The sequence below is a fragment of the Pseudoalteromonas obscura genome (genome assembly GCF_030135505.1).
Taxonomy (GTDB): Bacteria; Pseudomonadota; Gammaproteobacteria; order Enterobacterales; family Alteromonadaceae; genus Pseudoalteromonas; species Pseudoalteromonas obscura.
The window spans coordinates 96,035-121,812 of record NZ_JASJUT010000005.1 but is presented as its reverse complement, the minus strand read 5'-3'; the positions used below and the strand labels follow the sequence as shown (position 1 = coordinate 121,812).

At 41.3% G+C, this 25,778-nt stretch carries 19 protein-coding genes; 11 read left to right on the top strand and 8 right to left on the bottom strand.

Annotated features, from left to right (window positions below; all coding sequences use genetic code 11):
- Positions 1-138: 138 nt before the first annotated feature.
- Together QNM18_RS13755 and QNM18_RS13750 are read right to left on the bottom strand one after the other, a co-directional pair.
- On the bottom strand, positions 139-1,068 hold the full coding sequence (locus QNM18_RS13755; protein WP_284137553.1) for a hypothetical protein: 930 nt from the start codon (positions 1,066-1,068) through the stop codon (positions 139-141).
- A 314-nt stretch (positions 1,069-1,382) separates the two neighbouring features.
- The gene (locus QNM18_RS13750) at positions 1,383-2,291 is read right to left on the bottom strand and encodes a LysR substrate-binding domain-containing protein (RefSeq protein ID WP_284137552.1); all 909 of its coding nucleotides are present in this window, start codon (positions 2,289-2,291) and stop codon (positions 1,383-1,385) included.
- Between the two features lie 132 nt (positions 2,292-2,423).
- Between QNM18_RS13750 and QNM18_RS13745 the strand changes: the two genes are divergently transcribed.
- A complete protein-coding gene (locus QNM18_RS13745; protein WP_211011633.1) occupies positions 2,424-2,885 on the top strand; it encodes an OsmC family protein in 462 nt (153 codons plus the stop codon).
- A gap of 8 nt (positions 2,886-2,893) precedes the next feature.
- Here the strand turns inward: QNM18_RS13745 and QNM18_RS13740 are convergent, their stop codons facing one another.
- Together QNM18_RS13740 and QNM18_RS13735 are read right to left on the bottom strand one after the other, a co-directional pair.
- The gene (locus QNM18_RS13740) at positions 2,894-4,048 is read right to left on the bottom strand and encodes an ATP-binding protein (protein ID WP_284137551.1); all 1,155 of its coding nucleotides are present in this window, start codon (positions 4,046-4,048) and stop codon (positions 2,894-2,896) included.
- Positions 4,041-4,724: a response regulator transcription factor gene (locus QNM18_RS13735; RefSeq protein WP_284137550.1), complete on the bottom strand. Its 684-nt coding sequence runs from the start codon at positions 4,722-4,724 to the stop codon at positions 4,041-4,043. Before QNM18_RS13735 ends, QNM18_RS13740 begins: the two co-directional genes overlap by 8 nt.
- Before the next feature lie 71 nt (positions 4,725-4,795).
- Here QNM18_RS13735 and QNM18_RS13730 point away from each other — a divergent pair, with 71 nt between their 5' ends.
- The 5 genes from QNM18_RS13730 to QNM18_RS13710 all read left to right on the top strand — a co-directional run bounded on the left by QNM18_RS13730 (position 4,796) and on the right by QNM18_RS13710 (position 12,986).
- Positions 4,796-6,556, top strand: a complete 1,761-nt coding sequence (locus tag QNM18_RS13730) for an amidohydrolase (RefSeq protein WP_284137549.1) — start codon at positions 4,796-4,798, stop codon at positions 6,554-6,556.
- Between the two features lie 267 nt (positions 6,557-6,823).
- The gene (locus QNM18_RS13725; protein ID WP_284137548.1) at positions 6,824-8,842 is read left to right on the top strand and encodes a HAMP domain-containing methyl-accepting chemotaxis protein; all 2,019 of its coding nucleotides are present in this window, start codon (positions 6,824-6,826) and stop codon (positions 8,840-8,842) included.
- Entirely contained in the window at positions 8,839-10,083 is a 1,245-nt protein-coding gene (locus tag QNM18_RS13720) for an ABC transporter substrate-binding protein (RefSeq protein WP_284137547.1), read from the top strand. The genes QNM18_RS13725 and QNM18_RS13720 overlap by 4 nt, the downstream gene beginning before the upstream one ends.
- 131 nt (positions 10,084-10,214) lie before the next feature.
- Complete coding sequence (locus QNM18_RS13715; protein ID WP_284137546.1) at positions 10,215-11,972, top strand: S41 family peptidase; 1,758 nt, start codon at positions 10,215-10,217, stop codon at positions 11,970-11,972.
- An 807-nt stretch (positions 11,973-12,779) separates the two neighbouring features.
- On the top strand, positions 12,780-12,986 hold the full coding sequence (locus QNM18_RS13710) for a hypothetical protein (protein ID WP_211011639.1): 207 nt from the start codon (positions 12,780-12,782) through the stop codon (positions 12,984-12,986).
- A 325-nt stretch (positions 12,987-13,311) separates the two neighbouring features.
- On the opposite strand, the gene QNM18_RS13705 is transcribed toward QNM18_RS13710, so the two are convergent.
- Positions 13,312-15,096, bottom strand: coding sequence for a S41 family peptidase (locus QNM18_RS13705; RefSeq protein ID WP_284137545.1), 1,785 nt, complete (start codon positions 15,094-15,096; stop codon positions 13,312-13,314).
- A gap of 425 nt (positions 15,097-15,521) precedes the next feature.
- Here QNM18_RS13705 and QNM18_RS13700 point away from each other — a divergent pair, with 425 nt between their 5' ends.
- From QNM18_RS13700 to QNM18_RS13685, 4 genes are all read left to right on the top strand, one after another.
- The gene (locus tag QNM18_RS13700; protein WP_284137544.1) at positions 15,522-16,217 is read left to right on the top strand and encodes a fimbrial biogenesis chaperone; all 696 of its coding nucleotides are present in this window, start codon (positions 15,522-15,524) and stop codon (positions 16,215-16,217) included.
- Positions 16,218-16,225: 8 nt separating this feature from the next.
- A complete protein-coding gene (locus tag QNM18_RS13695; RefSeq protein ID WP_284137543.1) occupies positions 16,226-18,679 on the top strand; it encodes a fimbria/pilus outer membrane usher protein in 2,454 nt (817 codons plus the stop codon).
- Positions 18,679-19,545: a hypothetical protein gene (locus tag QNM18_RS13690; RefSeq protein WP_211011642.1), complete on the top strand. Its 867-nt coding sequence runs from the start codon at positions 18,679-18,681 to the stop codon at positions 19,543-19,545. The genes QNM18_RS13695 and QNM18_RS13690 overlap by 1 nt, the downstream gene beginning before the upstream one ends.
- A gap of 173 nt (positions 19,546-19,718) precedes the next feature.
- Positions 19,719-20,225: a hypothetical protein gene (locus QNM18_RS13685; protein WP_023398226.1), complete on the top strand. Its 507-nt coding sequence runs from the start codon at positions 19,719-19,721 to the stop codon at positions 20,223-20,225.
- Positions 20,226-20,698: 473 nt separating this feature from the next.
- Here the strand turns inward: QNM18_RS13685 and QNM18_RS13680 are convergent, their stop codons facing one another.
- On the bottom strand, positions 20,699-21,115 hold the full coding sequence (locus tag QNM18_RS13680) for a BLUF domain-containing protein (protein ID WP_284137542.1): 417 nt from the start codon (positions 21,113-21,115) through the stop codon (positions 20,699-20,701).
- A gap of 100 nt (positions 21,116-21,215) precedes the next feature.
- On the opposite strand from QNM18_RS13680, the gene QNM18_RS13675 reads away from it, so the two are divergent.
- Positions 21,216-23,000 (top strand): sensor histidine kinase, encoded by a 1,785-nt coding sequence (locus tag QNM18_RS13675; RefSeq protein WP_284137541.1) that lies wholly within the window; start codon positions 21,216-21,218, stop codon positions 22,998-23,000.
- Between the two features lie 170 nt (positions 23,001-23,170).
- On the opposite strand, the gene QNM18_RS13670 is transcribed toward QNM18_RS13675, so the two are convergent.
- Positions 23,171-24,463, bottom strand: a complete 1,293-nt coding sequence (locus tag QNM18_RS13670; protein WP_211011645.1) for a sensor histidine kinase — start codon at positions 24,461-24,463, stop codon at positions 23,171-23,173.
- The gene (locus tag QNM18_RS13665) at positions 24,456-25,721 is read right to left on the bottom strand and encodes a sigma-54-dependent transcriptional regulator (protein WP_211011646.1); all 1,266 of its coding nucleotides are present in this window, start codon (positions 25,719-25,721) and stop codon (positions 24,456-24,458) included. Before QNM18_RS13665 ends, QNM18_RS13670 begins: the two co-directional genes overlap by 8 nt.
- Positions 25,722-25,778 lie beyond the last annotated feature (57 nt).

Genomic DNA, 25,778 nt, shown 5'->3' with positions numbered 1-25,778 from the left:
GATGTGCTCAATCAAAATAATGTAATTATCAAAAATATGACTATTTTTTAGAGTTTAACTCATTGAATTTACTGTGCGGCACAATATAACTAAGAGCCGCACAGAGAACCACCTAAATTACATTCAAGGAGCGCTTGTTTACCTACCCGCATCTCTTCGGATTTGCTCTAGCAATTCACCATCTCTGATCAAACGCTGCATCACCGCCTGTACATCTGAGCTGGTGGCATTGTCGTACATTGCTAAGATTTCATTGGCCAATTGTTGTTTCATTTCTGGATTACTTTCCCCAGCTTGGTAATACTGCCCCATTAACCCTTCAGCCGCCATTGTCTTCATATATTTGTTAGGCTCTTTTTCAATAATATCCTGCAAAGATTTTGCTATTCGACTATCCACCACTGGCGAATGAGCAACAACTTCAAGCGCTTGTACTTTTAGTTTATCATCAGCACTGTTTCTACTGATCTCAAGTACTGCGTCTACAGTTTCATAGTCGAACATTTCATCTTGTGTGCGATTTAAAATATACATATTCATCTGCAACTGGCCCATTGCCGACAGGCGCTCCTGTGGTGTGAGGGTTTGATCCAGCACCTTACCTTTTAAATCTTGACTGATTTTACTTGCAAACTCCGGGTCAGTTTTAAGTTTCAAATCATAGTCTTTAGGTAAGTCTTCATAGAATCCATATACAGGATTATCTTCATTTCTCTTTTGGCGTTCTTTGCGCTCTTTTTCTTCCAGCACTGCAAGGATGGCTTCTTCCATCACATCACTGTTGCCCCCATTCCCGTAAGCTTGATTCTCAATATCCAACAGGCGCTCTTCTAAATACTCAATACGTGCGATCAGTGCACTGCTATCCATCTCATCATAGCTGTTACTTTTAGAGGCTTCATTTACATGGGCAGGCTCATTAGATACCTGGCGGGTATTTACTGATGATTGATGCTGTTTGACTTGGGCAGCCTCAATGTTAGTTTGAGAAGAAAAATGACTATACAGCGTCAATGCGAATGCAGCTGATGCAACACCTAGTGCAATATTACTTTTTGTTTGAGACATCTTGTACCTACACCTACCTTTCAGGTCTAAAATTAACACGCTTCCTTGAGCCAACGAATAACGTTGTAATCTAATCTATATAGACAAGACAAACTGTTAAAAGTTGTACACTAAATTTAGCCATACTTCGAGGGTAAATTGCAAATTTTGGATAATATTAAAGCATTTTACTGATGATATGAGCATTTATCGCAACTCTGCATTTACTCCTCTAATCTACATAACATAATGAATTTACTACGTAGAACAATATTTATTTCAATCAAATAAGCTAAGATATTTGCGTTCACCATGTAGTGATAAAACCGTGCCGTTTATTCGTTATGAAAAACACATGGTCGCGAATCAGCAAATTGTAATTGCAGCCACTGAAGCAAAGATTGCAGCGCGTTGCTTTGATAAGTTTGATGGGGCGTTACCAGAAAATAGGAAAATGGCAATGCGATGGGTTCAAACTGCATTTTTTTCAAGGCACCTTGTTTTATTAACTCACTCGCAATAACGTGCCACCCTAACGCCACACCCTGTCCATATTTTGCCGCTGTCAAAGTATGCCCCACGTGGCTAAAGCCTCTATTTACGGGTTGGCACTCCATATTAATTGACTGATATGAAAACCAATTACTCCAGTCAATATTCCCTGGCGCATCTTCTATACCATGCTGATAACTTAGTAACTCAGCATTTTTACCTAACTCTTTTGAGTAATTTGGTGAACATACAGGATAAATCCATTCTGCGCCCAAGTGAGTACAGTTATATCCTTGATACTGCCCATGACCAAAATGCAAATGTGCATGCACATGGTGACGATTAAAATCAATTAGCTGATCTTGTGCAATTAGTTGTAATTCAATATGCGGAAATTGTTGGTAAAAATCACCTAGCTTGGGGATCAACCAATGTTCTAACAATGAGGGGATCACCGCAAGAACAACACGCTCTGTTGTGTTTGCACGCTTGGTCGATTCAATACCAAATTCAAGTAGATTAAAGCCTTTGTTCACATGATCCGCTAGCAGCTTTGCTTCTTGTGTTAAAGTCACCCCTTTCGACTTGCGATGAAACAAACTCATCCCAAGCTGGGCTTCTAACAATTTCATTTGATGGCTAACAGCACTAGGAGAAATATGAAGCACACTCGCGGCGACAGTAAAATTAAGCTCTTTTGCCACGACAGAGAACGTATGTAATGCATTAAGTGATAAATTTAAGCTGCTCATGATATGAATTTAGCTCATTTCAATTTGAGCTATTATCGCTTCTCTTAATGCCGTGTCAATTACATACTTAAGTACAACTTTACTAAACCTTGTGAATAAAAAGTGTTCGTATCACTTTTTGAGGAGAACCCTATGTCTATCTATCAAGCGACTATTTTTTGGCAACGTCAATCAGAAGAGGCGTTTATTGATGCCAAATACAGTAGAGCTCATACATGGTCATTTGACGGGGGAGTCACTATTGATGCTTCTTCATCGCCTTCAGTGGTTCCGCTACCTTATTCAAAACCAGACAATGTCGACCCAGAGGAAGCATTTGTGGCTTCACTCTCTAGCTGCCACATGTTGTTTTTTTTACACTTCGCGGCCAAGTCAGGTTATATCGTGGAGTCTTATGAAGACAGTGCAACTGGCATTATGAGCAAAAATGCGCATGGAAAAATGGCGATGACGGAAGTTATATTAAAGCCTCGTGTTACATGGCAACAATCAAAAGAATCCATAGATAAACAGACAATTGACAACCTGCATCATCAAGCCCACGAGGCTTGTTTTATTGCGAACTCCGTCTATACCGAGATAAAAATTGAGTAGCGACTCACCTACCACGATACACGCAGCAGGTACCAGTCTCCCCTGTGCACTGCTGCTTTCCAACCAAAACACTCAGTTACTTGAGTGATGATTTTACTCCCAAGACCGTGTCCTGAGTTTGCTTGCATGCAACTTCGCTTATTTTCAAATTCTAAACCCTGTTTCAAACACCTTACCGTTAACTTTCCCTCGCCATGTTGGAGCGCGTTTTTTGCCACTTGGGTTAATAATAACAAAAATAGTTTTGGCTGGATTGATTGCTCTGATAGCTGTTCCGTTTCTAGCAACTCAATTTCGAGACCCCGCTGTGCCCACAACTTTTGCCACCGAGACAACATAGGAAAAAGCGCTTTACATTCTAACTTAGCTTTGTTTGGCTGGCACAATAACAACACCGCATCCGCCGTCTCAGCCAACTCACGCTGCCCAGCCTCAAGTTCATCGATCACGTCCAGTGCATCAAGTGGTATATCATCAATTTGTTGGAGCCTACTAATGCTATTGTTTACTCTCGTGAGCGGTGTACGCACCTCATGACTTAAAAAAGAAGAAAACAAGCGCTCTTGCTGCTGTGCATGTCGTTGCGCAAACCTTGCCATTTTAAGTGAGGATTGGATTTCAGCTAACTCAACAAATCTAATTGTGTGCTCATTATCTTTTTCCAAGCTGTACTTTAGCACATTAATATCTAGGCTTATTGAGCGCCATATCCGCCACGCTAAAAACCCCGTAGGAAACAACATAAAGCCGCTCAAAATCAAAAAAATAGGCAACAAACTGGGCGAGTCCTGATGAGAGAAAAAATGAATAACGTACAGCGGCTCTCCACTGTGTCCTTCACTTTTGAGTACATACATATCCCCAGTTGCACTTGGCAGGAGAAACGTATGTTCAAACTCCACATCATGTGTGCTCAATATATGTTGAAACTCAACGGGCATATTAGCCAGTATACCAATATACTTCTCGTCGCTTATCACAGGCATTGATAATTGACCACTCAGCGCCAAATCTAAGTCCTGATACAGGTAGTGCTCAGTCGTGTCATCCCATGCAAAGTGATAAACCCAAGTTGCAACTTGGATCCAAAGGGCAATAAACACTACAAAAAAAATGCCTAGCCTGACTGTGAAATATCGCGCAAAGCTCTGTTGCTTAATCACCTTCGCTCCTTAGCACCACCCCCTGACTCTTGATAGTATGGATCAACTCCACTTCATCATGTTTAGATACATTGCGGCGCAGACGCGTTAACAATGATTTATACATATTATTGTTCACATCTTGATCAGGCCAGATATAGTCCAAGATCTGATCTTTACTTACTGGCATGGGGCTGTGGTTGGCCAGCAAGGATATAAGTTGCCACTGCTGCGGAGACAACACCAAAACTCGTTCGTTACGCTTCGCAATTTTCAAGCTAAAATCAACCTCTAAAGTATCTAATTTAAAAACCTCAGTGCGACTTGATGGCTTTTTTTGCGCTAATATCTTTAACCGAACAGCCAGTTCAGGTAAAGCAAACGGTTTAGTTATGTAATCGAGCGCACCTGCAGAAAAAGCAGCGAGTTTATCGTCAAGTGATGTGGCGGCAGTACAAAATAATACCGGTACACCTTGACCCAATATCTGTGTAGATAGCAAACTCAAGCCACTGCCATCGGGCAGATCCATATCGAGGATCACGGCGTCATAATTAATATATTCCCTTGTTTTAGCAGCTATTTCTTTTGCAGTCGAAATAGACGTGGCATAATCCACCTCGATATCCTCGCATTGCAAAAAGTCAATTAATTGGGCTGCCAAGGAAGTATCATCCTCTACCAACAAAACGAGCATAAAACCTCTACACTGTTACCTTGTGGTTACCATGCCACTGATATTGTAGTGCCATCAAACAGGAGTCAACTATGCGAGTCACAAATATGTCTTTAATTCCGTTATTAGTAGCTGGCCTATGTATGTCAGGGTGTAATTCAGATTCAAGTTCTGGAGCTAATAATCCCACAAATAGCAATACAGCAAACAGTACAACAGCTCAGCCTCAACAATCGCAATCGCAACCAGAACAAACACAATCGACAATGGTCTTCACCAATGGCCGTATTTATACTGTGAATGAAAAAGCCCCTTGGGCTCAGGCAATTGCAATAACCGATAATAAAATTGTATTTGTCGGAACCAGTGATCAGGCACAACAATATATCGGTGACAATACCCAAGTTATCGATCTCAAAGGCAAAATGGTCATGCCTGGGTTTCATGATGTTCATATGCACCCTCTGGAATCAGGCTCTGACGCAACCCAGTTTACAATTCCAGAAGCCACTTCAGCGCAAACCTACATCAATTTAGTTTCAGAAGCCGCTTTCCAAAATCCGAATGCCGAATGGCTAATTGGTTACGGACACGCTATTGGCACACTATTAGAAATGGAAGATAACCCCATTGCAGTACTGGACGAAGCGGTCCCTAATCGCCCAGTAATTATTATGGAGCAGACGTCACATTCCATGTGGGTAAACAGTAAAGCGCTTGAATTAGCAGGGCTTCATACCGAAAGTCTAGACCCTATTGGCGGCGTAATTGGCCGGGATGAGCAAGGTAATCTGGATGGTATTCTCTACGATAATGCAGGAAACCAGGTCATGGAGCTTGCCATGCGCTCACTCACCAATACCCAGCAAAACGACTATTTGGGACTGGTAGAGTATACAATGCCGGCACTTAACAAAGCAGGGATCACATCGATTAGCGATGCTAGAACATACTGGCAGCGTGGGCACTTAGAGACTTGGTTAAAAATAGCAAATGAAGATAAGCTCACACTCAGAACACATTTGGGCTTGTGGGCATATCCTCAGATGAATGATGCCACTCAACTAAGTAAACTTAAGTCTCTCTACCAAGCAGATCCCACGAGTTTGCTTAAGGTTAATCAAGTCAAATTTTATGTCGATGGGATATTGATCAATACCACTGCTGCAATGCACGAACCCTATCACCAAGATTGGTTAGAATTGGATGGAAACAAAGGGCTCAATTACTTCACACAAGCTCGTTTGGAGAAGTATATAAAAGCACTTGAACCAACAGGCTTTGATTTTAATATCCATGCAATTGGAGACAGAGGTATACATGAAGCGCTCAACGCCATAGAAAATGCTTCTTCTGGCACAGCTCGACACAGATTAACGCATTTAGAAGTTGTTGACCCTGCTGATTACACCCGTTTTGCCAAACTTGGTGTAATCGCTGATGCGCAGGTTGCAGGTGACTTTACCGACCCAAGTCACTGGCCAGAAAATACCCCTTTACTTGGTAGCGAGCGCTCTCAAGATTTAGTGCCAATAAAAAGCTTGGTAGACAATAATGCAACCCTCACATTATCTAGTGATTGGAATGTAAGTCCATTTAACCCCTTTATTGGTATCAGCAATGCAATGACGCGCACACCACAGGCCATTACATTAACGCAAGCGCTTGAGGCCTACACGCTTAATAGTGCCTACGCCATGCGGCAAGAACATCTGGTTGGTAGCCTTGAAGTCGGTAAACTCGCAGACCTGATCGTATTAGATAGAAACTTATTCGACAGTACGGTAAAAGAAATTGCCAATACCCAAGTAGTGATGACGCTACTTGATGGTGAAATCGTTTATCAAAAATAAGTAACACTTTAATAAGGGGCGTAAGCCCCTTTTATTACATCAAAGCAACAACCCCTCCGTTAAAATCAGTTTTGATTACCACTAAATTACGAATAAAGTCACTTTTTTACTCTTACAACACAGACTAAACACTTACTCAACAATCTGATTGCGATAAATTACATTTTATTGTTTAAATATACTGAATAAAGGCTAGGTTCTTTTAAAATAGACAGTGTTACCATTGCGCAAAATTTAAACCTGTATTATCTATAAGTTACCCATACCATGTTCAAAGCATCCGTAATATCAAGAATATCAGTCGGATACACGGTAGTTCTTCTGGCAATGGTTGCCATCAGCGTCTTTTCTCTTTTCAGAATGTCTGAGATCAACAGTAATTTGAAAAAAGTAACACAAGTAGCTCAACCAATTGATATAAAAGTAAATTCTGTAGAAAGCAAGCTGGACCAACTCAATTTATCTGTTTATCAGCACTACCATGCAGATACCATTTCTGAACAGCTAAAATTGGAAGGTTCCATCAATGCATACCAGAAAAAGATCCAGCAGCAACTTGATGAAATGGCTAGATTGTTTGCCGATCTGCCAAATAATGATGAAAAGCTACACGTCGTTGAACAGTTTGAAACCAGCAAAGCGCAAGTATTTAATGCACAAAAGAAATCAATGAATGTCGCAAGTGCCGCGCTGAAGAACAAAGCCACCTTAGAGCAGTACCAGAGTCAGATCCGCCAGCTAGATGAGCAGCTGGGGAACATAACAGAACGATATAAGCGCTACAGACAAAATCAGCAAATTACAGCATCTTTGAGCCAGCTAAGGTACGGCATTTCCATCGCAAAACAGTATTTGCTTATCAACAACTTACAAGAGCTTCAAGCACTATCAAAAGAGTATAAACTGTGGCTAGATGATTATGTAAAAAGTGGCTATCAGCTGCAAACACTGTCGTCAAATACCACAATTCAGCGCAATATTCTTACGCCAATGGGGGCAGTCGCCACTGAACTGGCTTGGATCATAGGCAAACAAGATGGTATCAAATCACTGCAAGGCAGTTACCTATCAAGTAAAAATGTGTTGATAGACAACCTAAGTCAGGTAGAAGCCGGTTTACTACAATTAAAATCTGATATGGCACACATTAGCCAGCTTAGCCAAACCTTTAGTGCAACTGTTGAGGCACAAACCACCGCTTCGGTTGAATCTAGCTTCACTTGGATTTCTTTGGCGACACTGACCACACTCATGTTTGGCATCTTAACGGCCTTTTATATTACCCGCAGTATTAGCCGGCCATTGAAGCAAACTGTGGCTGACATCGAAAAACTGGCGACAGGAAACCTGGGAGAACAAATTACGATCGCTGGTAAAGATGAATTCGCACAACTTCGCCAATCGCTGCAAAGTCTACGGGTTGCTTTTGTTAATATCATTACTGACATTAAAACCCAATCCGAACACATTAATGAGTCAGTTGATACTTTATCAACCAGTGCCCAACACACCACCGCTATTGCCAATCAGCAAAAAGATCAAACGACTCAAGTTGCCAGTGCAGTTCTTGAAATGACAGCAACCTCCAGTGAGATCTCAGATACCGCCGAACAAGCCACCCAACTTATGGCTCATGCAGATGCACTAGCCACTCAGTCGCAGGGGTTAGTGCTTGAAAACCAAACCCTCAGCGAACAGTTACGCGGTGATATGACCTCTGCAGCAGAGGTTGTTGCATCTCTTGACCAAGAGTGCCGTCAAATTCAAGAAGTTGTCAATGTCATCGATACCATTGCCGATCAAACCAACCTGCTGGCACTCAATGCAGCCATAGAAGCGGCTCGTGCAGCTGAGCACGGTAGAGGATTTGCTGTCGTTGCCGACGAAGTCCGAACGTTGGCGATGCGCACACAGACCTCCACTGAACAAATTCAAAGCAAGATTAACCAGCTCCTTTCTTCTTCGGAGCTCGCTGTAAAAGCGCTTCACAGCTCTGTTGAGAACACTGAATCTTGCACGCAAATGGCTAGAGAAATTGATATTCAGATCAAAGAGTTTGCGCAGGGCGTAAGCAATGCACATCAGTTAAATGAAGTCATCGCCGAAGCGGCCAAACAACAACATATTGCAGCTCAGGAAATCAGTACCAGCATCGAAAACATCGATGGGTTGTCGTTACAGACACTAGATCAAATTCAACATAATAATGCCGCAGCCACAGAGCTGGATAAAGCTTCTGGCGCTCTTGTATTGATGAACGAACAGTTTAAGGTGCAATCAAAATGATCAAAGCTAGACTAATATACCTCATTGTTTTTCTGTTTGCTTACCCAGCTTTTGCCAGTGCCAAGCAACAACTTGATCTTTATACATGGCGCCAACAAGAGCAGCTGCTATGGGACAAGATCAATCGCCAAAACCTTCTTAATGACATTCAAGTCAATGTAAAAGTCATCGACTTTGATACTTATCAGGCACATATCCAATTAGCGGTTCAAAATCGTCGCGTCGACCTATTCCAGTGGATGCCTGGGGCTGCTGCCCTTGCACCATTGATTGAACACGGCGTGATCACAGCACAGTCGACTCCACCTGATTCTATTAACCCAAACGCACTACCTGCTGCAACTGGTGCTGATTCTAAAATCTATGGTGTCCCATTTGCCATGCAACTTGAGGGCATGTTGATCAATCAAAAGTTGCTCGCCAAACATGGTCTAACAGTTCAGCCTCGCACCATATCGCAATTGGAAAGTTTATTTGCACAACTTAAAAGCCACAATGTGACACCACTCCAAATGGCTAGTGACCAATGGTATCTGTCACAAGTCGTTGCCGAGGTCATGACTGCGGGTCTACTCAACGCCTCTCGCGCTAAAGAACTTATAGCTGGTCAAGCATGTTTTACCGACTCTGACTACCTCAAAATACTCGAAACATTAAAGCACTGGTATGCTAAAGGCTATATCAACCAAAATGTTTTAACACAAGACTATCACGGTATGGGGACCAGCAAAGCGCTGGGGAACTCGGCGATTGCACTAGATGGTGGCTGGCGTGCAGGGCCAAACTCTGTTTTCTACCAAGTTGATAAAAGTTACAAAGTTGATTTTTGGCCAGTACCAGGCGAAAGCGGACATTTCTATGGATTTGCAGATGGTACCTATCAAATCAATGCGAAAAGCAAGCAGGCAGAACTTGCTCAAAAAGTGCTACATTTTACAACCACTAAAACATTCGCCAACTTATTTGCCAACACGCTAAATGAGATCCCGGCTTACGGAGGACAGGTGCAAATTAACAGTGCAAACTTGCGTGCTCAAGCAAAACTGCTTAACGAGCAAAGTTATGATGCGAGCTTATTTACCGCACCTTCGTTAAATCAAGGTATACCTAGTTACCAACAACTTGTTGCAGAGGCCATAAAGCAAGTATTCTCTGGTAATTCACCACAACAAGCAGCGGCCCATATTCAAAAGGGGTTAAACAGTTGGCACTACATAGGAGAAGCTAACTGCCAACTTTGAAATATTAATGGGCCGGCTTAATTCACTGGCCAGCCCATTTAAATAAAAAAACCCAATAAATAAACATTGACTGTTAAACAAACCAATTATAAAAATAGAAATACATAAAATACAAAAAGCAAGGATAACGCATGTATTTCAATAAAAACAAAATAAATAAATTAATATCTTTTTCATTACTTTTCTCTTCAAACTTTGTATTTTCTTCACAAAACATCCAACCATTAAGCACTACTTATGATAAGGCCGTGATTCAAGACATTGCTGAATTTGCTGAGCTAGTACACAGAATAAGATATTTTTATCCAAGTGAAACAAATAATGCGACGCAATGGGAGTATTTTTTAAAATATAGTATATCAGAAATACTAAAGCTCCCCACTGAAGATCGCTTAGAACATGGCTTAATCCTACTAAAATCAGTTACTCCATTAATCGAACGCGAAAAGAGCAAACTACCTGAATTAAAAGAGTCCGAACAGCTTTATCACTGGATAAACTTTGGGCCTCGTCAATACAACTTTTTCTTTAGAGTAATATTAAAATCTGACCCACAATATATTCCAGCGCCAAATGCGCTGGTTTACTCCGATTGGTATAATGGACAGGAACTCCACTGGCCACTATTTAGCCGTAAACAAGATCTTCATCTAGGTAAGGTTCATCATTCAATTGACGGGCCAGTATCATTGGAAGACCCTGCGACATGTATGGCAGCTGTAAGCTCCATCTGGGGTGAAATACATCATTTTTGGCCTTATTTTGAGCAAGTATCAGTAGATTGGGAATCAAGCCATGTCGAGTTACTCAATGGGTGTTTGGGTGACATTGATAAATTAGAACAAGTAATAAGAACTGAGTTTACTAAGCTTCAAGACAACCATGTATGGGTCGGGTTACCCAGAGAATATCGTGAATCAAACTTCTATCGACTCCCCCTAGATATTGACCATATTGAGGGAAAAGCAATCGTTACTAATAAAACGTCATATTTAACGCTACAAGCAGAGATAGGCGATGAGCTTATTTCAATTGACGGTACGCCTACCGATAAACTCATTGAAAATTATAAAAACCAAACACTTAAAAGTGTACATAGAGCTGAAACCATGGCCACTCGAATGTTACCAAGGCTGTATAATGCACCACAGCTCGTTGACCTAGAATTCAAAAAGCCTGACGGTCGAGTCATCACAACTTCAACGGCATCAATACACGACAACGTAATAGGCCCATTTAACAGACCAGCAAAAGACGGCTCAGTCATTCAGCAGCTAGGTGATGGAATAATAGTATTCAGGCCCCATAAACTGTCAAACCATGACGCACTGCAGACCGCAAAGCTAGCTTTAGCAGACAGTCACGGCGTGATATTGGACATGCGTGGATACCCATCTAACCTGATGTTGACCAATCAAGCTCTGGGCATGTTCACTGACAACCCCCTGAAACTTGGCGAATTCTCATTTTTTATCCAACTATTGCCAAACCGAGAACAAGCATTCAAAGCTGAACAACTTTCACCCACACCAGCTACACCACAATTATTTAATGTCCCGATAGTAGCAATGGCTGGACGCAATAACCAAAGTGCAGGAGAACATATGATGCAATGGGTTCAATCAATGGGTATACCTATTGTAGGTGAGGTCACTGCTGGTATTAACGGCGAACACGTCCATGCTCAATTATTTGGTGGCCATGCAAATGGAGGGATTTCGTTTCGATATACCGGATCTTTATCCAATCAATTCGATGGCAGTAAGCTGATTGGTGTGGGTATTCAGCCAGATATCCTTACACCTATTACTCAAGAGTCGATTCAACAGAATCGAGATATACAAATGCAAGCAGCGATTACGCAGCTTAAACGTATGATGCAACATTAATTCTGTACGAGCTAGACTGTCTAATATGGCAGTCTAACGCTCAGGCTGCATTAAATACCTGCTAACTTTAGGTTTGCATTTTACAAATGCCACTGAGTATTTTCTTCACAATGCAATTTATATAAATATAAAGATAGGCGTGTAAAGATAAAATGAAGATTCTACTCTCATAAACATATAACCTAAACACACCTCGAAAGGACAGCTAACCAACCGAAATTCAGTTGAAATTAGCTTTGGTAAGCATAGACAAAATTCGCTAAAAAACTGAGAAAAATTAGAAAAAATCATGAAAAAACAGTGACAAGAGATATAAAAGCTCGCCTTTATTCACAAAAACTCAACGCCCACTAGTACACTAACAAAGCGTATGTCGCCCACACCTGTATAGATCACTAATGATATCTATTTCGGACTATTACCTTAAATTGAGTAATTAAATACTCAACAAAGCGAGAAGAATTCAATCAAAAGTTTGACTCAGCAACTAAAAACAACCACAAAAGCTTAATCGCAACCTTATAGATTCAAAAATGGCTATTAACTTCCTGTTATTAAACCTCACATAATCATAAACCATGCTAACAACATTAATTGAAAATTAAGCACAATTCATATCATAAAAAACTCCTCAACAAAAAAGAAACTCTTTAAAACCTTAAGAAAACTAAAATCTCATTTATGAAAACTTTATAAAGCAGTGAAAAACACAAAAAAAACCTAAAGAAAACTATTTACAACATAAAAAAACACCTCTAAGGTAATAACCAACACAATAAAGTGTTTTATAAAAATTAAGGATTAATAATGAAGCTTTCTCTAAATAAGAAAAAAATCAAATCTCTAAGCCAAGACAACAAGCAGCTTCCTAATCAAGCAACACCAGCAATTGCTGGCGGTCGCCTTACTGATAACTGCACAAACAACTACTATTCTAATAAATTTCAAAACTGTAACACTTTAATCCATACCGATCGCAATCAAACGGCTTGTTGCCCATCTGCTGCATGCTAAAATACAGTTTCAAGTAAACTTTAAAATAAAAAGAGATAATTTCAGTTATAAAATAGATTTATCTCTTTTTAAATTACCTTCCCAGTTTTATAAAACCACCAATTCAACACCATATTAAATCTAAAATTAACATTTTAGGCTGAGACATTTAGATAATAAATAGAGTTTGGCTCTGGCTATAATCGGTTTAGAACATAATTTCCCTTTAAACTCAAGTGCGGGCTTTAAGCTACTTCTTCAAAAAGACATACAGTGAAACAGCTGCGGTAAAAAAGTGGAACTATTCATAGCACCACTTTTTGCTAGTTTAATATGCGCTAGAACCTTAACGTGCTAACGCCTGACGAACAAGTTGAGTTGCTTTTTCCATCTGAACATCTCGACTTTCCACAATAGATGCTTGTGTGGCTGGTACTAAGTAGTCTGGCTGAATACCCACTCCAATCAACTTACTCCCATCGACCTGATCAGAACGAGAGGCTGTATATATATATGTTACCCCACCATTAGCTTGGCCGGAAAACACCGTTCCAAACATAATATCGCCATTAATCCCTGCTGTTACCTCACCGACAATAGGAATATCCATATTTTGAGCAATCATTAAAAAATGTTCACCAGAACTTTGATTGTAGGTTTGAGATATGGCCACAGTAGGCACGTCATATAGCTTTTCATTTAGAGGGACACCGAGATCAAAAGACAAAGTGTGAGGGTCTGCCTGATTCGGTAACCTCTGGACAAATTGCTTAAAAGGACCAATTGTCGCTTTAGCGTCAGTGAAATAACCCAGAAGAGAGCGAATTAATGCGAAGTTTTTTGGGTAACCACGCATGTCCAAAACTATCGCTTGGGCAGTTTTAAGCCTCTCCTTTGCAGCGTCATAATGTGCTTGCTCTTTGATGTCATAAAGACGCAGGGCTACAACTCCATCACCCAACTCCTTAATCAGTGGCGGTTGTGTCTGGTTGTTGTAAAACCTATCTATCACTTTGTTATGTATTGTCGCCGTAGTGGTGGTGATTATTTCTCCACTTGGCTTTTTGAAAGTAAGTTTGTATAGATCCGGGGATTGATATGTATAGGCAAGCTGAGCTATTGCGATACTTCTTTCGAAATGTTTACTACGTAACCTAGTGCCTAGCATTTCATTTACCAGCTCAGCCACAGGCACATCATCAATTGCAAGTAGTTCATCCCCAATATCGATTTGCTGCGATAGATAGTCTGTTTTGTGTGTAAGGATCGCTTTATTTTCTATCTGTTGTAGTCGAATTGGTAAACTATACTGCCCATAAGCTGAATATTCCTCAGGGAGCCCAAAGTAGAGGTGATTGTCTTGCAGTTTACTCAGCTCTCTACGCGCTGTCGTTTCAAAATTGCCTGGCTCATCAATACACGCCTGCAGTAGCACCGAGTGGCTATCTTGCCAATTTACATCTACTTGTTCAAAGTACGGCCAAAAATGATAGATCTCACCCCAAATTGAACTCAGAGCAGCCATGCACATTGCTGGTTGGTGCAATGACAGGTTTCTTTTTTGTTCCTTAAATGCCTTACCAGCGAGGCTATCTTGTTCACTTAAATACAGGGGCCAATAAACAGCTTGGCTATCATAAATGTCACTATAAAAATCAGACTTTGCAGTTAACATTGAACTTTTTAGCTCTTCAGGTTTATCTGATAATAGCGTACGTTCATATACATAAAACCATCGAGCGGCTCCATTGTACCAAGTACGAGCAGCCCCTTGTTTATCCAACACAGGAAGCTTACCTTTGTCGACCTCAATGTAAGGGGCAACCTTTTTCAATTCCAACATGGCGTATTGCATCCGCGCTGTAGCAGGCTGTTTTACCATATCGCTGATGACATGCTCTAGAAAGTAGTCCCACTGAGTATCTGAAACAACTTCACTCGGGTAGAAATAACGTACCCTATGCACAAACTCACTAAACTCAATAATATCCGGCAAAGCAGCCTGGTATTTTGCTTTATCTGTAAACTCAGTCTGCACAGCGCTGCCTGCGTTGTCACTGGCATGAGAAGTGTTTGTCATTGTCAGCAATATGCCAACATAGATCACACTTATTTTTTGTCTTAACTTCATACTAACTCCTTTTTTATTATGTATGCCAAAACTACATTATAAAACGGCAAGGATTTGTCAATAAACCAATAAAATCAATGATTTATTTAATATCAGTAGTGTAATTGTCTAAAACTGTTGGCAGTTGCATCGAGTGCTGAATTGGTGGCAGGAATGTCTCATTTAATTCATAACATAACGAAAATAGAGTTAACTCTTAGTTACTCGCTCAATTAACGCAATAAAAACCTCCATATATTTGAAATTATTGATTAAAGTTAAAAAGGAAAGATACTAAATGAAGCTGTATTTACATATGAATTTCGCTTAGTAGAATACTTAAACCCTCATATTTTTTACTGAGCGAGCAATTTATGCTTGTATTAACATATAGTAACGGTATCGTATAGCAAATTTTATAATCAAGCTTGTTTGTTGGAAGTCAAATGCGTTTACTAATGTTACTCCTTTTTTGGTTATCAATCCCTGCCATGGCCTATCAAGTTCAACCCATGATTGTTGACTTAGCTGCACATGGTAACAAGTCATTAGTCACTTATCGTTTGCAAAACCCTAGTGAAAACACATTACCCATCGAAATAGAAGTATATAAGCGTACATTTGATGAAAACCAACAGGAAATACTGGTACCTGCAGAAGACGACTTTATTGTTTTACCACCGCAAGTCGAAGTAAAAGCAAAAAGTTATCAAGTTTTCCGCGCCAAGTACTTGGGCTCGCCAGAGCTTAAAGAAACCCACTCTTACCGAATTGTATTTAAACAATTGCCATTGCCAGATGAAGACGACAAATCAGGGGTTAAAATGGTATTTAATTTTGCAACCCTAGTATTTGTCAGCCCTGATGGCATTAAAGCGCAACAGCAAAGTGAGATCCGTTGCGAAAAAACCGATGATTGCAAGCTCACAATCGCTAACAAAGGTAAGCGAGTATTAGACTTATCTCATTTTGACTACCACTTCCACCAAGGCGAAACAGTCATTAGTTGGGCGCAACTGCAATCAATTACATCTGGGCGCTTCATTATGCCTGGGCACAAGATGGAAGTTGATTTAAAACCCATCATTACAGACAAGCCTTCCAAAAGCGCAGAGCTAATAAACCTATTCGATAAAAAGTAGCTTTATCTATGTTATTTTTGGGCGCTTATATTCGGCCTATTGATTTGAAGTGTGTGTTATACGCACTTCTTTTATTTTGGGTTTCTAATACATTGTCTGCCACCTTCGAGATGGACTTTCCTGTGCGGCTGCACATTGCCGAGATTGGGCAAGTTTCTGCCGCTACCGATGGAATAGAGTTGAAATCGATTGCCGCTACCGAGTTTAAAGACAAAATGCAGTCGGTGTTGAGCGAAGAAATACTGGCATGGTTAACCGAGCTTGGTGACACAGCCATCACACCGGCTGAATTCTCAGCTAAAGGGATTGAGCTCACCCTACAGCCACAAGACCTGACAATTGAAATGTCCCTGTCAGAAGCGGCAATGGCCACAGACAGCTTGTCGTACGGCAGACAAAAGCACTTTGAACTCCCCGAGGGAGAAGCAAAGTGGGCGGTTTTGAATAACCTTAACTTGAATCATGAACGAACCAATAACAACCATGACCATAGATCACAACTGGAATGGCTAATAGATGCAAATATTGGCGGCGGAGACGGCATCAATATGAATAGCTCTGTGTTTTGGGAAAATGGCAATCAGCGATCTAGTAAAGTTTATCGAGGAGAAACAGCATTTTACTATGATCAACCAGATAAGCCATTGCGATACACATTAGGCGACACCAGCATGAATAGCGCAGGGCACTTACCTGGTGCCCAACTGGCTGGATTTAGTATTGAGAAAGCTTACTCTAAATTGCAACCACAACGTCGTATCACACCCGGCAATAGCCAACAGTTTGTGCTTCCTCGCGCTGCTCTGCTCGAAGTTTACATCAATGATTTTTTGATCTCCCGATTGCGTTTAAAAGCGGGTCGATATGACCTAAGTGATCTGCCGCTCACATCAGGGGAGAACAATATTCACGTGGTTGCAACTTACCCCAATGGCGAAAAAGAAGATTTTTATTTTACAACACATTACAATGCTAGATTGCTAGCAAAAGGGCTAAGTGATTACTCACTTTCAGTTGGTTATCTCTCTTCTCTTGAAGACCAACGTTTTCACTATGACGACGACTTAATCATATCTGGTACATATGAATACGGATTAAGCGATTCCTTTACATTTGGTTTCAATGGCGCTGTGCACCCGCGAGGCCATGTGCTGGGTACACTGGCAACCATTAATAGCCCGATAGGTAATCTCTCGCTGCGCTACTCTCAAAGTGAAGTGAATGGCACAGTGGGCAGTATCTACTCGCTGGAAACTGAACATAGTATTTTCGGTCACGGTAATGTTGGCTCACCAAACTTCCGATTGGGGTACGAGATCAGCCATGACTTTACCAGCAGCCCTTGGCTTGAATTCGATACCAGAAACAACCGCAACCGTGCATTTGTTGATTATAGCTATTTTATTAATGAACATATGGACTTGAACTTCAACGCAACGCGTGCCCAAAACGATGATAACTTTGTAACTGACAGCATCACCGCTGAATTTAATGTTCGATATGAGACAATTCGCTTGAGAATGGGTTACAACCATACCCAAAGTGAAGATGATAGAATTGAGCCTGACAACCAGTTCTTTCTCAACTTTACTTGGAATTACGACAGCCGTGAAAATAGCAATCGTGCAAGAGCCCAATATAACAGTCGCACCAAGGTATCGAGTGCCAGCTACGCAAAAACCAATCACAATTTCGTCAATGACTATGGTTATCAAGTACTGGCTGAGCAAGGGGAAGACTTTAGACAAGAGCAATTAGAAGCGAGTTATACAGGCGCTTTTGTCAGAGCTGATATCAGTGCCAACAATCATTCCCGTTTTGGCATTCGTTCAGACAGTAGCGCCAGTGTGAACTTATCAACCAGCTTAGGTGTTGCTGATGGCCACTTTGGTATGGGGGCGACCACCACCGCGCCATTTGCCGTAGTGACCAAACACAATACACTTAAAGATGCAGATGTGTTGATAAATGTTGATAGGACTGGGCGAGCACAAACTAAACCGAGCAACCAAATAGGTGCTCTCATTGATTTGGGTAACGGCTACAGTAAAACTCAGCTTAACATTGATGTACCCGACGCCCCACTTGGTTACGACTGGGGTCCTGGCATCTATGTTAAAGTAGGAGGCGCAGCAACAGGCCATCATATTCAAATAGGGTCTGACTTATCATATACCATTATTGGCACCTTAGTTGATGATAAAGGCACACCAATTGCAATGAAACGAGGGCGTATTGTAAAACAGCAAAACGCCGAGTCCGCCGATCCCCAAGCACAAAGTTGGCCGTTTTTCACCAACCGCGCCGGGCGCTTTGTGGTAGAAGGAATAAGCTTGGGTCACTTTGACATCGAGTTGAATAACTTAGTCGGACAACTGAATATTGCTGACACCGAACAGCGGTTTGTCAGAATAGGTAAAGTAGTATTGAAACCAGCCCAGCCTAAAGGAGGCGCACATTGATGAAGTTCAAGATCTTGGTATTGCTGATTTTGAGTTATCTGCTGTTCACTTCACCAGCACAGGCTAACTGGCGCAATTGCTACGGTAATTTATTGGCCACCTCCAATCCCAGCGATATTATTACTGAGCATAAAAATCGTGTTTCAGTCTTTTTACCCCTTAAAGTGCAGGTGTCAGATAGGTTACTCGACTGCGCCGATGAGATATGGGTTGAAGATGTCTACTACTACTCAATGGTTTTTGAAGGCCCTACTCAGGATAAATACGCCAAGCTGTTTGATGCTCAGTTTAAAAAAATCAAAGTGAGAAATGGTATTTGGAAGTCAAAGCTCACAGATCGCTCTACTCAAATGTGGGTGCGCCTGCGGCATTACAGCTTATTCCCAGCAGGTGAATATTACGGTGCCATTAAAGTATCAGTTGTTAGAAACAACCAAGTCGTAGAAGAGCAATATCTAGACATGACTTATTATTCCGAGCCCCAAGTGTCAATATCACTGGATAATAATAGTAAAGGCAAAGTATCCGGTGGTCATGGCCAATACCAGATCAACTTGGGCGAACTGAAAAGTAATATGCGTTTTTACTGGGGCATTAAAATTCTCAGCAATAGCTCTTACGATATTGTCTTGGACTCTGAATTCAATGGATTGCGTCATGAAACCAACACTCGAGCACTGATTGATTACACCATCGCCTTTGATAACGTCAAAATATCGTCATCAGAGCAACTTAATCGCAGCTACAACTTTTATTCAGGTGTCAAAAATAAGTGGTATGGCTTTGAATTTGTTTTGGGCAATGTCGAGCTAATGCCAGCTGGCTATTATCGAGATAATTTATCACTCACTGTATATCCTAGGTAAGCATATGATAATAAAAGGTTAAATTAATTTTTATCACACAGAGCACAAAAAGTTTGGAATAATGTTTCATTCTTGGCACACCCTTTGCTTTTAAAATATCAACTAGGCAACGACGCCTAGAATTGAAAACTAGATATAAAAACTACTTCGTGTTTTGTTTAAGGGGAAAAGCCATGAACGCATTACTAAAATCACTATTCGCTGCAACTGCATTCACATCAATCACTGCAGCAGCTGCTGTCTCAGATATCTCAGGTACTGAAGCTAAATTCACTTTCGAAGGTACAATCGCACCAATGTGTAAAACAAGTAGCGGTAGCAGCAACAGCGTTACTGGTCTAAAGCTTGATTCTTCTCAGCAGACGCAAGAAATCGGTACTCTAGATGTATGGTGTAACACTGGCGAAAATGCAACGACAGAGTACACATCTGCAAACGGTGGTTTCCTAGTCGCAAACAACGCGAAAGGTAGTAAAATCGCTTACACACTAAACATCGGTGATACTTCTGGTATCGATTTACAGACTGGTACTTACAAGCATTCAAAAGCAACGACAGCGGGTACAGGTGTGACTGGTGAAACTCAAGCTACATCGCTTAAAATCACGCCTCAGTCAAACGGTCTAGATGACGCAGGTACTTACTCTGATACTATCACAGTAACAGTAAGCCCTAACTAATTTGAAATTGGGCAGATAAGTTTATGGCTTAATCTTTACTGCCCAAATCATCTAATATGAGCTGATTAAAGTATGTATCAGCTCATTCTTCCAACCAAGCCGCTCCCTCATTTATGCCAAAGTCGTGGCATTTCATAGACAATGGCCTTGACGTAATTACAGCAAAACCGACTCAGTTGAGTACATTGTTTTCTAAAAAACAAGTTGATTAAAATTTAGCTTACCCAAGACTCTAACTATATGGGTTTAGACAAATTCACAAACCAAGTTACAAACGATTTAAAAGCACAACTCTATCTCTTTGAGCTAAAGAGCCCAGATCAGCATTAGCTATTCTCAGGCTTGCAAACCAGCACTGGTTGACTGCGGCACACACTCATACAGCGCATATCTTGATAGTCTAAAACAACAGCGTATAGAGCAATGCCCGAACTCAATCAACAAAGAAAGCTGTAAGATAAAACACAATCGACCTATATATCAGTCTGAAAAGCGGCCATATCCATTAAAAAAGATAAAGCCTGAGTTTGGCTCATTTGCTCGGGATCAAACTCGGTTTGGCCGTTTTTACGTAGTAACTCATAAAAAGATTCAGAGCCCCCTGCATAGCCCATTTGCCACTTTGCAAAAGTTGGGCTCTCTACCTCGTCGTAACTGATAATGGTTGCTTCTTCATGCCTTGGATCATCGGCAATATCGAGATAAAGTTCATTAACGGCTTCTCTGTCCCCTTCTAATGCTTGCAAAAAGAACTGGTTTTCAAAACAAAGCATGCCACATACCGCAATTTCATCGTTATTAGAACGAGCTGTTTCCAAAATATCACGTAAATCCGACAAGCTCATACTGCGAGATGCCTGACTAAAATATACCAACCTGACTAGCTTCATACCCTTACGCTCCTAGTAATGGCCACTCAAATACCTTTGCACAGAAAGTGTAATCATTGGCTATAGTTAACAAAAATACAAGGCAAGAACAGCAATGATTATGGAAAGACAACAGCACACCATTTTAAGCATTGGCCCACATTCGACGTCCCTGGAAACACTTTTAAAACAACTTAATTGCAATGTTGAAACTGCCACTAACTTAAGAGCAAGCAAAAAGCTTATACGTAAGAAAAAGCCAGGGCTTCTGGTGCTAAACGTAGAAGACACAGACTCAGAAGAATTAGCTGAACAGTTACTGGAATATGTCAGAGTCGGTTGCCAAGACAAGGACATGATATTTATTGTTGCGCACCAACCTGAGCGTATGCCCGATGCATTAAGCTGGATTGAAAACTATGATATCGCCAGCTTTATTAGCCTTGCTCAAAACAAAGAAGCCTTCAACTTAAGCGTCATCGAGCGCAACCTCAAAGCTTGGCAACGACTTTTACAAATTAACGCACAGCACAAGGCTGAAAGTGATTTATTGATGAGTGTCGCCCACTTACATAGAAACAATAACGACATTAATGAAGTCATGCTTACGTTTATGCAATCCCTTGCCAACATCGCCTGTGCGACAACACATTGTAGAATTAAGATCAGCAATCAACATGACGGTGAGCTAAGCCAAGTATGGCCACAGCAACAATTGGTAGAAAAGGCACTGACTGATGCTTTTGGGTTGCCAACTTTGCCCGCCTATCTAGCTCGTTCACTTACAGAAAAAAAGCCTCAAATTGACCTTTTACCAAGTAAGGAAACATTTCATTCGGTTAATCAATTACTGGGGGCAAACCTCAGTAGTTATCTTATATTTCCTATTGTTGTTTACGACAAAGTGCTGGAGTTAATGGTGTTTTTCATTGATGAACAAGCAATGGATTCAGTGTCTATGCGACAGATAGACGTTGTCAGTAAATCCGCAGAGCAATTAACCATCTTACTAGAAAGAAAAGAATCAGAGCGGCGCTTGAAGAAGCAATGTAAAAGGTTAAAAGAAGCGCTGATTAAGCTAAAGCAAACCCAAACACAACTTGCTCACAGTGAAAAAATGGCAACTGTCGGCCAGTTTGCAGCAGGCATCGCCCATGAGATCAATAACCCACTCTCTTCTGTGTTAAGTAACTTTGGCTCAATGGATAATTACCTAGACAGCATCCTTAATTTGCAAAATTTACACGACCAATTTTTGAGTGCCGTTGAAGTTGGCAATCAGCATATTGGCGCGGAAATTAAAAACCAAATCAGTGACTATCGAGGACAATCGGATATTGATTTTATTTATGATGATATCCGTGAAATTGTCGCCCAATCTCAAATGGGGTTAAGCCGAGTCAGCGAAATCATCAAAGATTTGCAATCATTTACAGCGCCAAATAATCAACACCAAACCAAACTAGACGTTGCCACAGTTGTGGAGCAAAGCTTGATGTTACTGAACAACCAAAACCCCAGCGCAATTTCAGTGACAACCAATTTTTCGCATACTTGCCAGCCAACTTCTAATCCTGGATTTGTACAGCAGATCTTAACCAATTTACTGAAAAATGCTTTTCAAGCCGTAGCGCAATGTCGTAATGACCACCCGTTTGTTGAACTAAGCTCAAAAGAAGCTGATGACATGCTATTGCTTACAGTGAAAGATAATGGCCCAGGGATCCCCTTGGATATTCAAGAGAAAGTTTTTGACCCATTTTTTACGACCAAAGAAGTTGGTCAAGGCAGCGGACTGGGCCTATCGGTGAGTTACAACTTGAGTAAGCAGCTTGGTGGCAGTTTATCGCTTCAATCGGAACTCGGTGAATGTACCTCTTTTACCTTAGCACTACCGATAAACTAAATCACTATGCTGGCGCTTAGTGATTTCCTAGTATGTACCTTGCTCATTTTTCGGCGGTATGAGGATCCAACGGCCACTAAAGGTACAAATAAAATAAATAACACTATGAATATATAAGTCAGATTATGCAATGCCTGCCCTTGTTACAGTGGGCCTATTATTACTGGGGATCAACATGGCAAATAAACACTGACAATGGCACCGCCATCTTCACAATTGCGAAAAGCGAGCTTACCCTGATGCGCATCAATGATCTCGCGGCACAATGCTAAACCAAGCCCAGTTCCAGAGTGCTTTGTCGAATAAAACGGTAGCAGGGCGTTTTCCAGTACTTCTTGAGCCATACCGGTGCCAAAATCTCGCACTTCAATGGTAATTCCCTGTCGTTCTAGTTCAATAAAGCGTAATTGCACTAATGGCGTTTGTGCTTGCTCACTTTGTGCTTCATGGGCATTTTTCAAAATATTAATCAGTACCTGCTCCAGCTGGTGCTCATCGGCATACAGGGCAGATTCAGGGATCTCATTTGTCAGTTCAAATGGGTACAAAGCGTTTAATTGCTCTAACAACGCTGGCCACCTAATTAATGTTTTGCTAGGTAACTTTAGTTTGGATAACTCACCATAGCCTTTGATAAACTCATTTAAATGACCGATCCGCCGCGATATAGAGCTAAACACTCTATCGAGGCGAGGTTCTTCTAGATTCTGCGCCAGTAACTGACCTGAATGACACATGGAGCTGATCGGGGCTATGGAATTATTTAACTCATGGCTGAGTACCCTGATGACTTTTTTCCAAGTTTGTACTTCTTGGCGACCAAGCTCGTGGGTGATGCTTTTCAACAAGTATAGGGTATGGCTCGCTTGATGAATGCGCATACCTGACTTTGCTAAGTGCCATGCTTGCTCTTCACCACTGGCATCCTTGAGCGTGAAAATGCTCTCTCCGCTATTTTGCAATGCCTCCGCAAACCCGCCATCTAACTCATTGCGTATAGCTAACCAATCGTGCCCTAACAAAGACTCACCGTGATTAAACATCAACTCAGCAGCGCGGTTAGCAAAAATGATTTTATGATCCGGGCTCACTAAAAATGTGACCACAGGCGATGTATTAAGCACTTTATCTAACAGCATTTCACGTTGATAAAGATGTTGCCGCTCTTTTCTCAGTTTTTCTGCGCACTGGTTAAATACAGTAAAAACACTGTCGTAAATTGGGTGTTTTTTGGGCGCGATACTGACCGAAAAATCCCCATCAATCAGGCTTAACAAGCCTTGTTCAATACTGCGCTGAATATTCGCCTGTGCCTTATTGTATCTGTGGTACACGTAACCAATTAAACTAAACAGCACAGTACCAATCAGTAAAAAAACCAGCGGGTAATCAGGGCCATATACAACCCCAGCAATAGAAAAAGCGACTTGGCACAAAAAGAAAAAGCTCAGTAACTTAGTCATCGCTCTTTTCCAGTTTGAACTTTTCGATGCGTCGATAAAGGGTCTGACGACTTAAACCGAGCTCCTGAGCCGCATGCGCAATTGTCCAATTATGCTTGTCCAACACCTGCTGCATGTGCTCTTTTTCACTCAGTATTGAAGTTTGTTCTTGCCCTTGGAATGCACTTGCGGTTACACAGTCCCCTTCAGCAAAAATCAGTGCTCGCTTACAGGTATTTTCAAGCTCGCGTACATTGCCCGGCCAAGTGTATTGCATCAAGAATTGTTCGGCATCTTTTGACAACGAGTGTGCGTCACCAATAAAGTGGTTCGCCAGCGGTATAATGTCCGCTCTGCGCTTATTGAGTGGCAAAATAGTCAACTCCATTCCATTTAGTCGATAGAATAGATCTTCTCTAAAATCACCATTTTTAATATCGAGCTGCAGATTTGCATTAGTCGCACTGATCACCCTAACATCCACTTTTTGCGTCACATTTGAACCCAGCCGCTCAAACTCTCCCGTTTGCAAAACACGTAATAGTTTCATTTGACCTGAAAGCGGTAAATTACCAATTTCGTCTAAAAATAGTGTACCACCATCTGCCGCTTCGAAACGTCCAGCCCTTGCTTGATTTGCCCCAGTAAACGCGCCTTTTTCCGCACCAAATAACTCTGCTTCCATCAACTCTTGTGGAATTGCGCCCATATTAACCTTAATAAAGGGTTGTGTCGCACGTTGAGACTTTTGATGCACAAAATCAGCTAACTTTTCTTTGCCAGAGCCATTTGGGCCGGTGATAAGCACATTGATATCTGCTGCTGCAACCTTGGTAGACGTATAAATCAGCTCTGACATTTCTTTGCTTTGGTAAACGAGTGCGCACTCAGTTGATTGAGTTACTTTGGCCGCCAACTGCTCTTTGATCGCACCAAGGAGCTTTTGGTCATCCCAAGGCTTGGGAAGATAATCTGCTGCGCCAGACTTTACCAATGAAATAGCGGTTTCTAGCTGGCTCCAAGCTGTGATAATAATAATCGGCAGTGACGGGTTGAGTTCTTTTAGCGCACTAAATAATTGCTTGCCTTCTTCCCCTGATGTGGTGCCTTCGCTAAAGTTCATATCCTGGATCACCAAGTCGACTTTTTGATGCGATACAGCCAAAAGTGCTTCTTTTACACTCGTCACACTCAGTACTTTGTAATCGTGAATACTCAGTAGCAAATCTAGTGCATCTAAAATATCTGGGTTGTCATCAACAACGAGAATTGTGTTCATACGTGCTTTGCAAACATACAGCGGCTATCAAGCCGCTGCATGTTGATTCCTTATTAT

Coding starts and splice junctions, on each gene's coding strand:
- QNM18_RS13755 (WP_284137553.1), bottom strand. CDS start 1,068: ATGTCTCAAACAAAAAGTAATATTGCACTAGGTGTTGCATCAGCTGCA.
- QNM18_RS13750 (WP_284137552.1), bottom strand. CDS start 2,291: ATGAGCAGCTTAAATTTATCACTTAATGCATTACATACGTTCTCTGTC.
- QNM18_RS13745 (WP_211011633.1), top strand. CDS start 2,424: ATGTCTATCTATCAAGCGACTATTTTTTGGCAACGTCAATCAGAAGAG.
- QNM18_RS13735 (WP_284137550.1), bottom strand. CDS start 4,724: ATGCTCGTTTTGTTGGTAGAGGATGATACTTCCTTGGCAGCCCAATTA.
- QNM18_RS13730 (WP_284137549.1), top strand. CDS start 4,796: ATGCGAGTCACAAATATGTCTTTAATTCCGTTATTAGTAGCTGGCCTA.
- QNM18_RS13725 (WP_284137548.1), top strand. CDS start 6,824: ATGTTCAAAGCATCCGTAATATCAAGAATATCAGTCGGATACACGGTA.
- QNM18_RS13720 (WP_284137547.1), top strand. CDS start 8,839: ATGATCAAAGCTAGACTAATATACCTCATTGTTTTTCTGTTTGCTTAC.
- QNM18_RS13715 (WP_284137546.1), top strand. CDS start 10,215: ATGTATTTCAATAAAAACAAAATAAATAAATTAATATCTTTTTCATTA.
- QNM18_RS13710 (WP_211011639.1), top strand. CDS start 12,780: ATGAAGCTTTCTCTAAATAAGAAAAAAATCAAATCTCTAAGCCAAGAC.
- QNM18_RS13705 (WP_284137545.1), bottom strand. CDS start 15,096: ATGAAGTTAAGACAAAAAATAAGTGTGATCTATGTTGGCATATTGCTG.
- QNM18_RS13700 (WP_284137544.1), top strand. CDS start 15,522: ATGCGTTTACTAATGTTACTCCTTTTTTGGTTATCAATCCCTGCCATG.
- QNM18_RS13695 (WP_284137543.1), top strand. CDS start 16,226: ATGTTATTTTTGGGCGCTTATATTCGGCCTATTGATTTGAAGTGTGTG.
- QNM18_RS13690 (WP_211011642.1), top strand. CDS start 18,679: ATGAAGTTCAAGATCTTGGTATTGCTGATTTTGAGTTATCTGCTGTTC.
- QNM18_RS13685 (WP_023398226.1), top strand. CDS start 19,719: ATGAACGCATTACTAAAATCACTATTCGCTGCAACTGCATTCACATCA.
- QNM18_RS13680 (WP_284137542.1), bottom strand. CDS start 21,115: ATGAAGCTAGTCAGGTTGGTATATTTTAGTCAGGCATCTCGCAGTATG.
- QNM18_RS13675 (WP_284137541.1), top strand. CDS start 21,216: ATGGAAAGACAACAGCACACCATTTTAAGCATTGGCCCACATTCGACG.
- QNM18_RS13670 (WP_211011645.1), bottom strand. CDS start 24,463: ATGACTAAGTTACTGAGCTTTTTCTTTTTGTGCCAAGTCGCTTTTTCT.
- QNM18_RS13665 (WP_211011646.1), bottom strand. CDS start 25,721: ATGAACACAATTCTCGTTGTTGATGACAACCCAGATATTTTAGATGCA.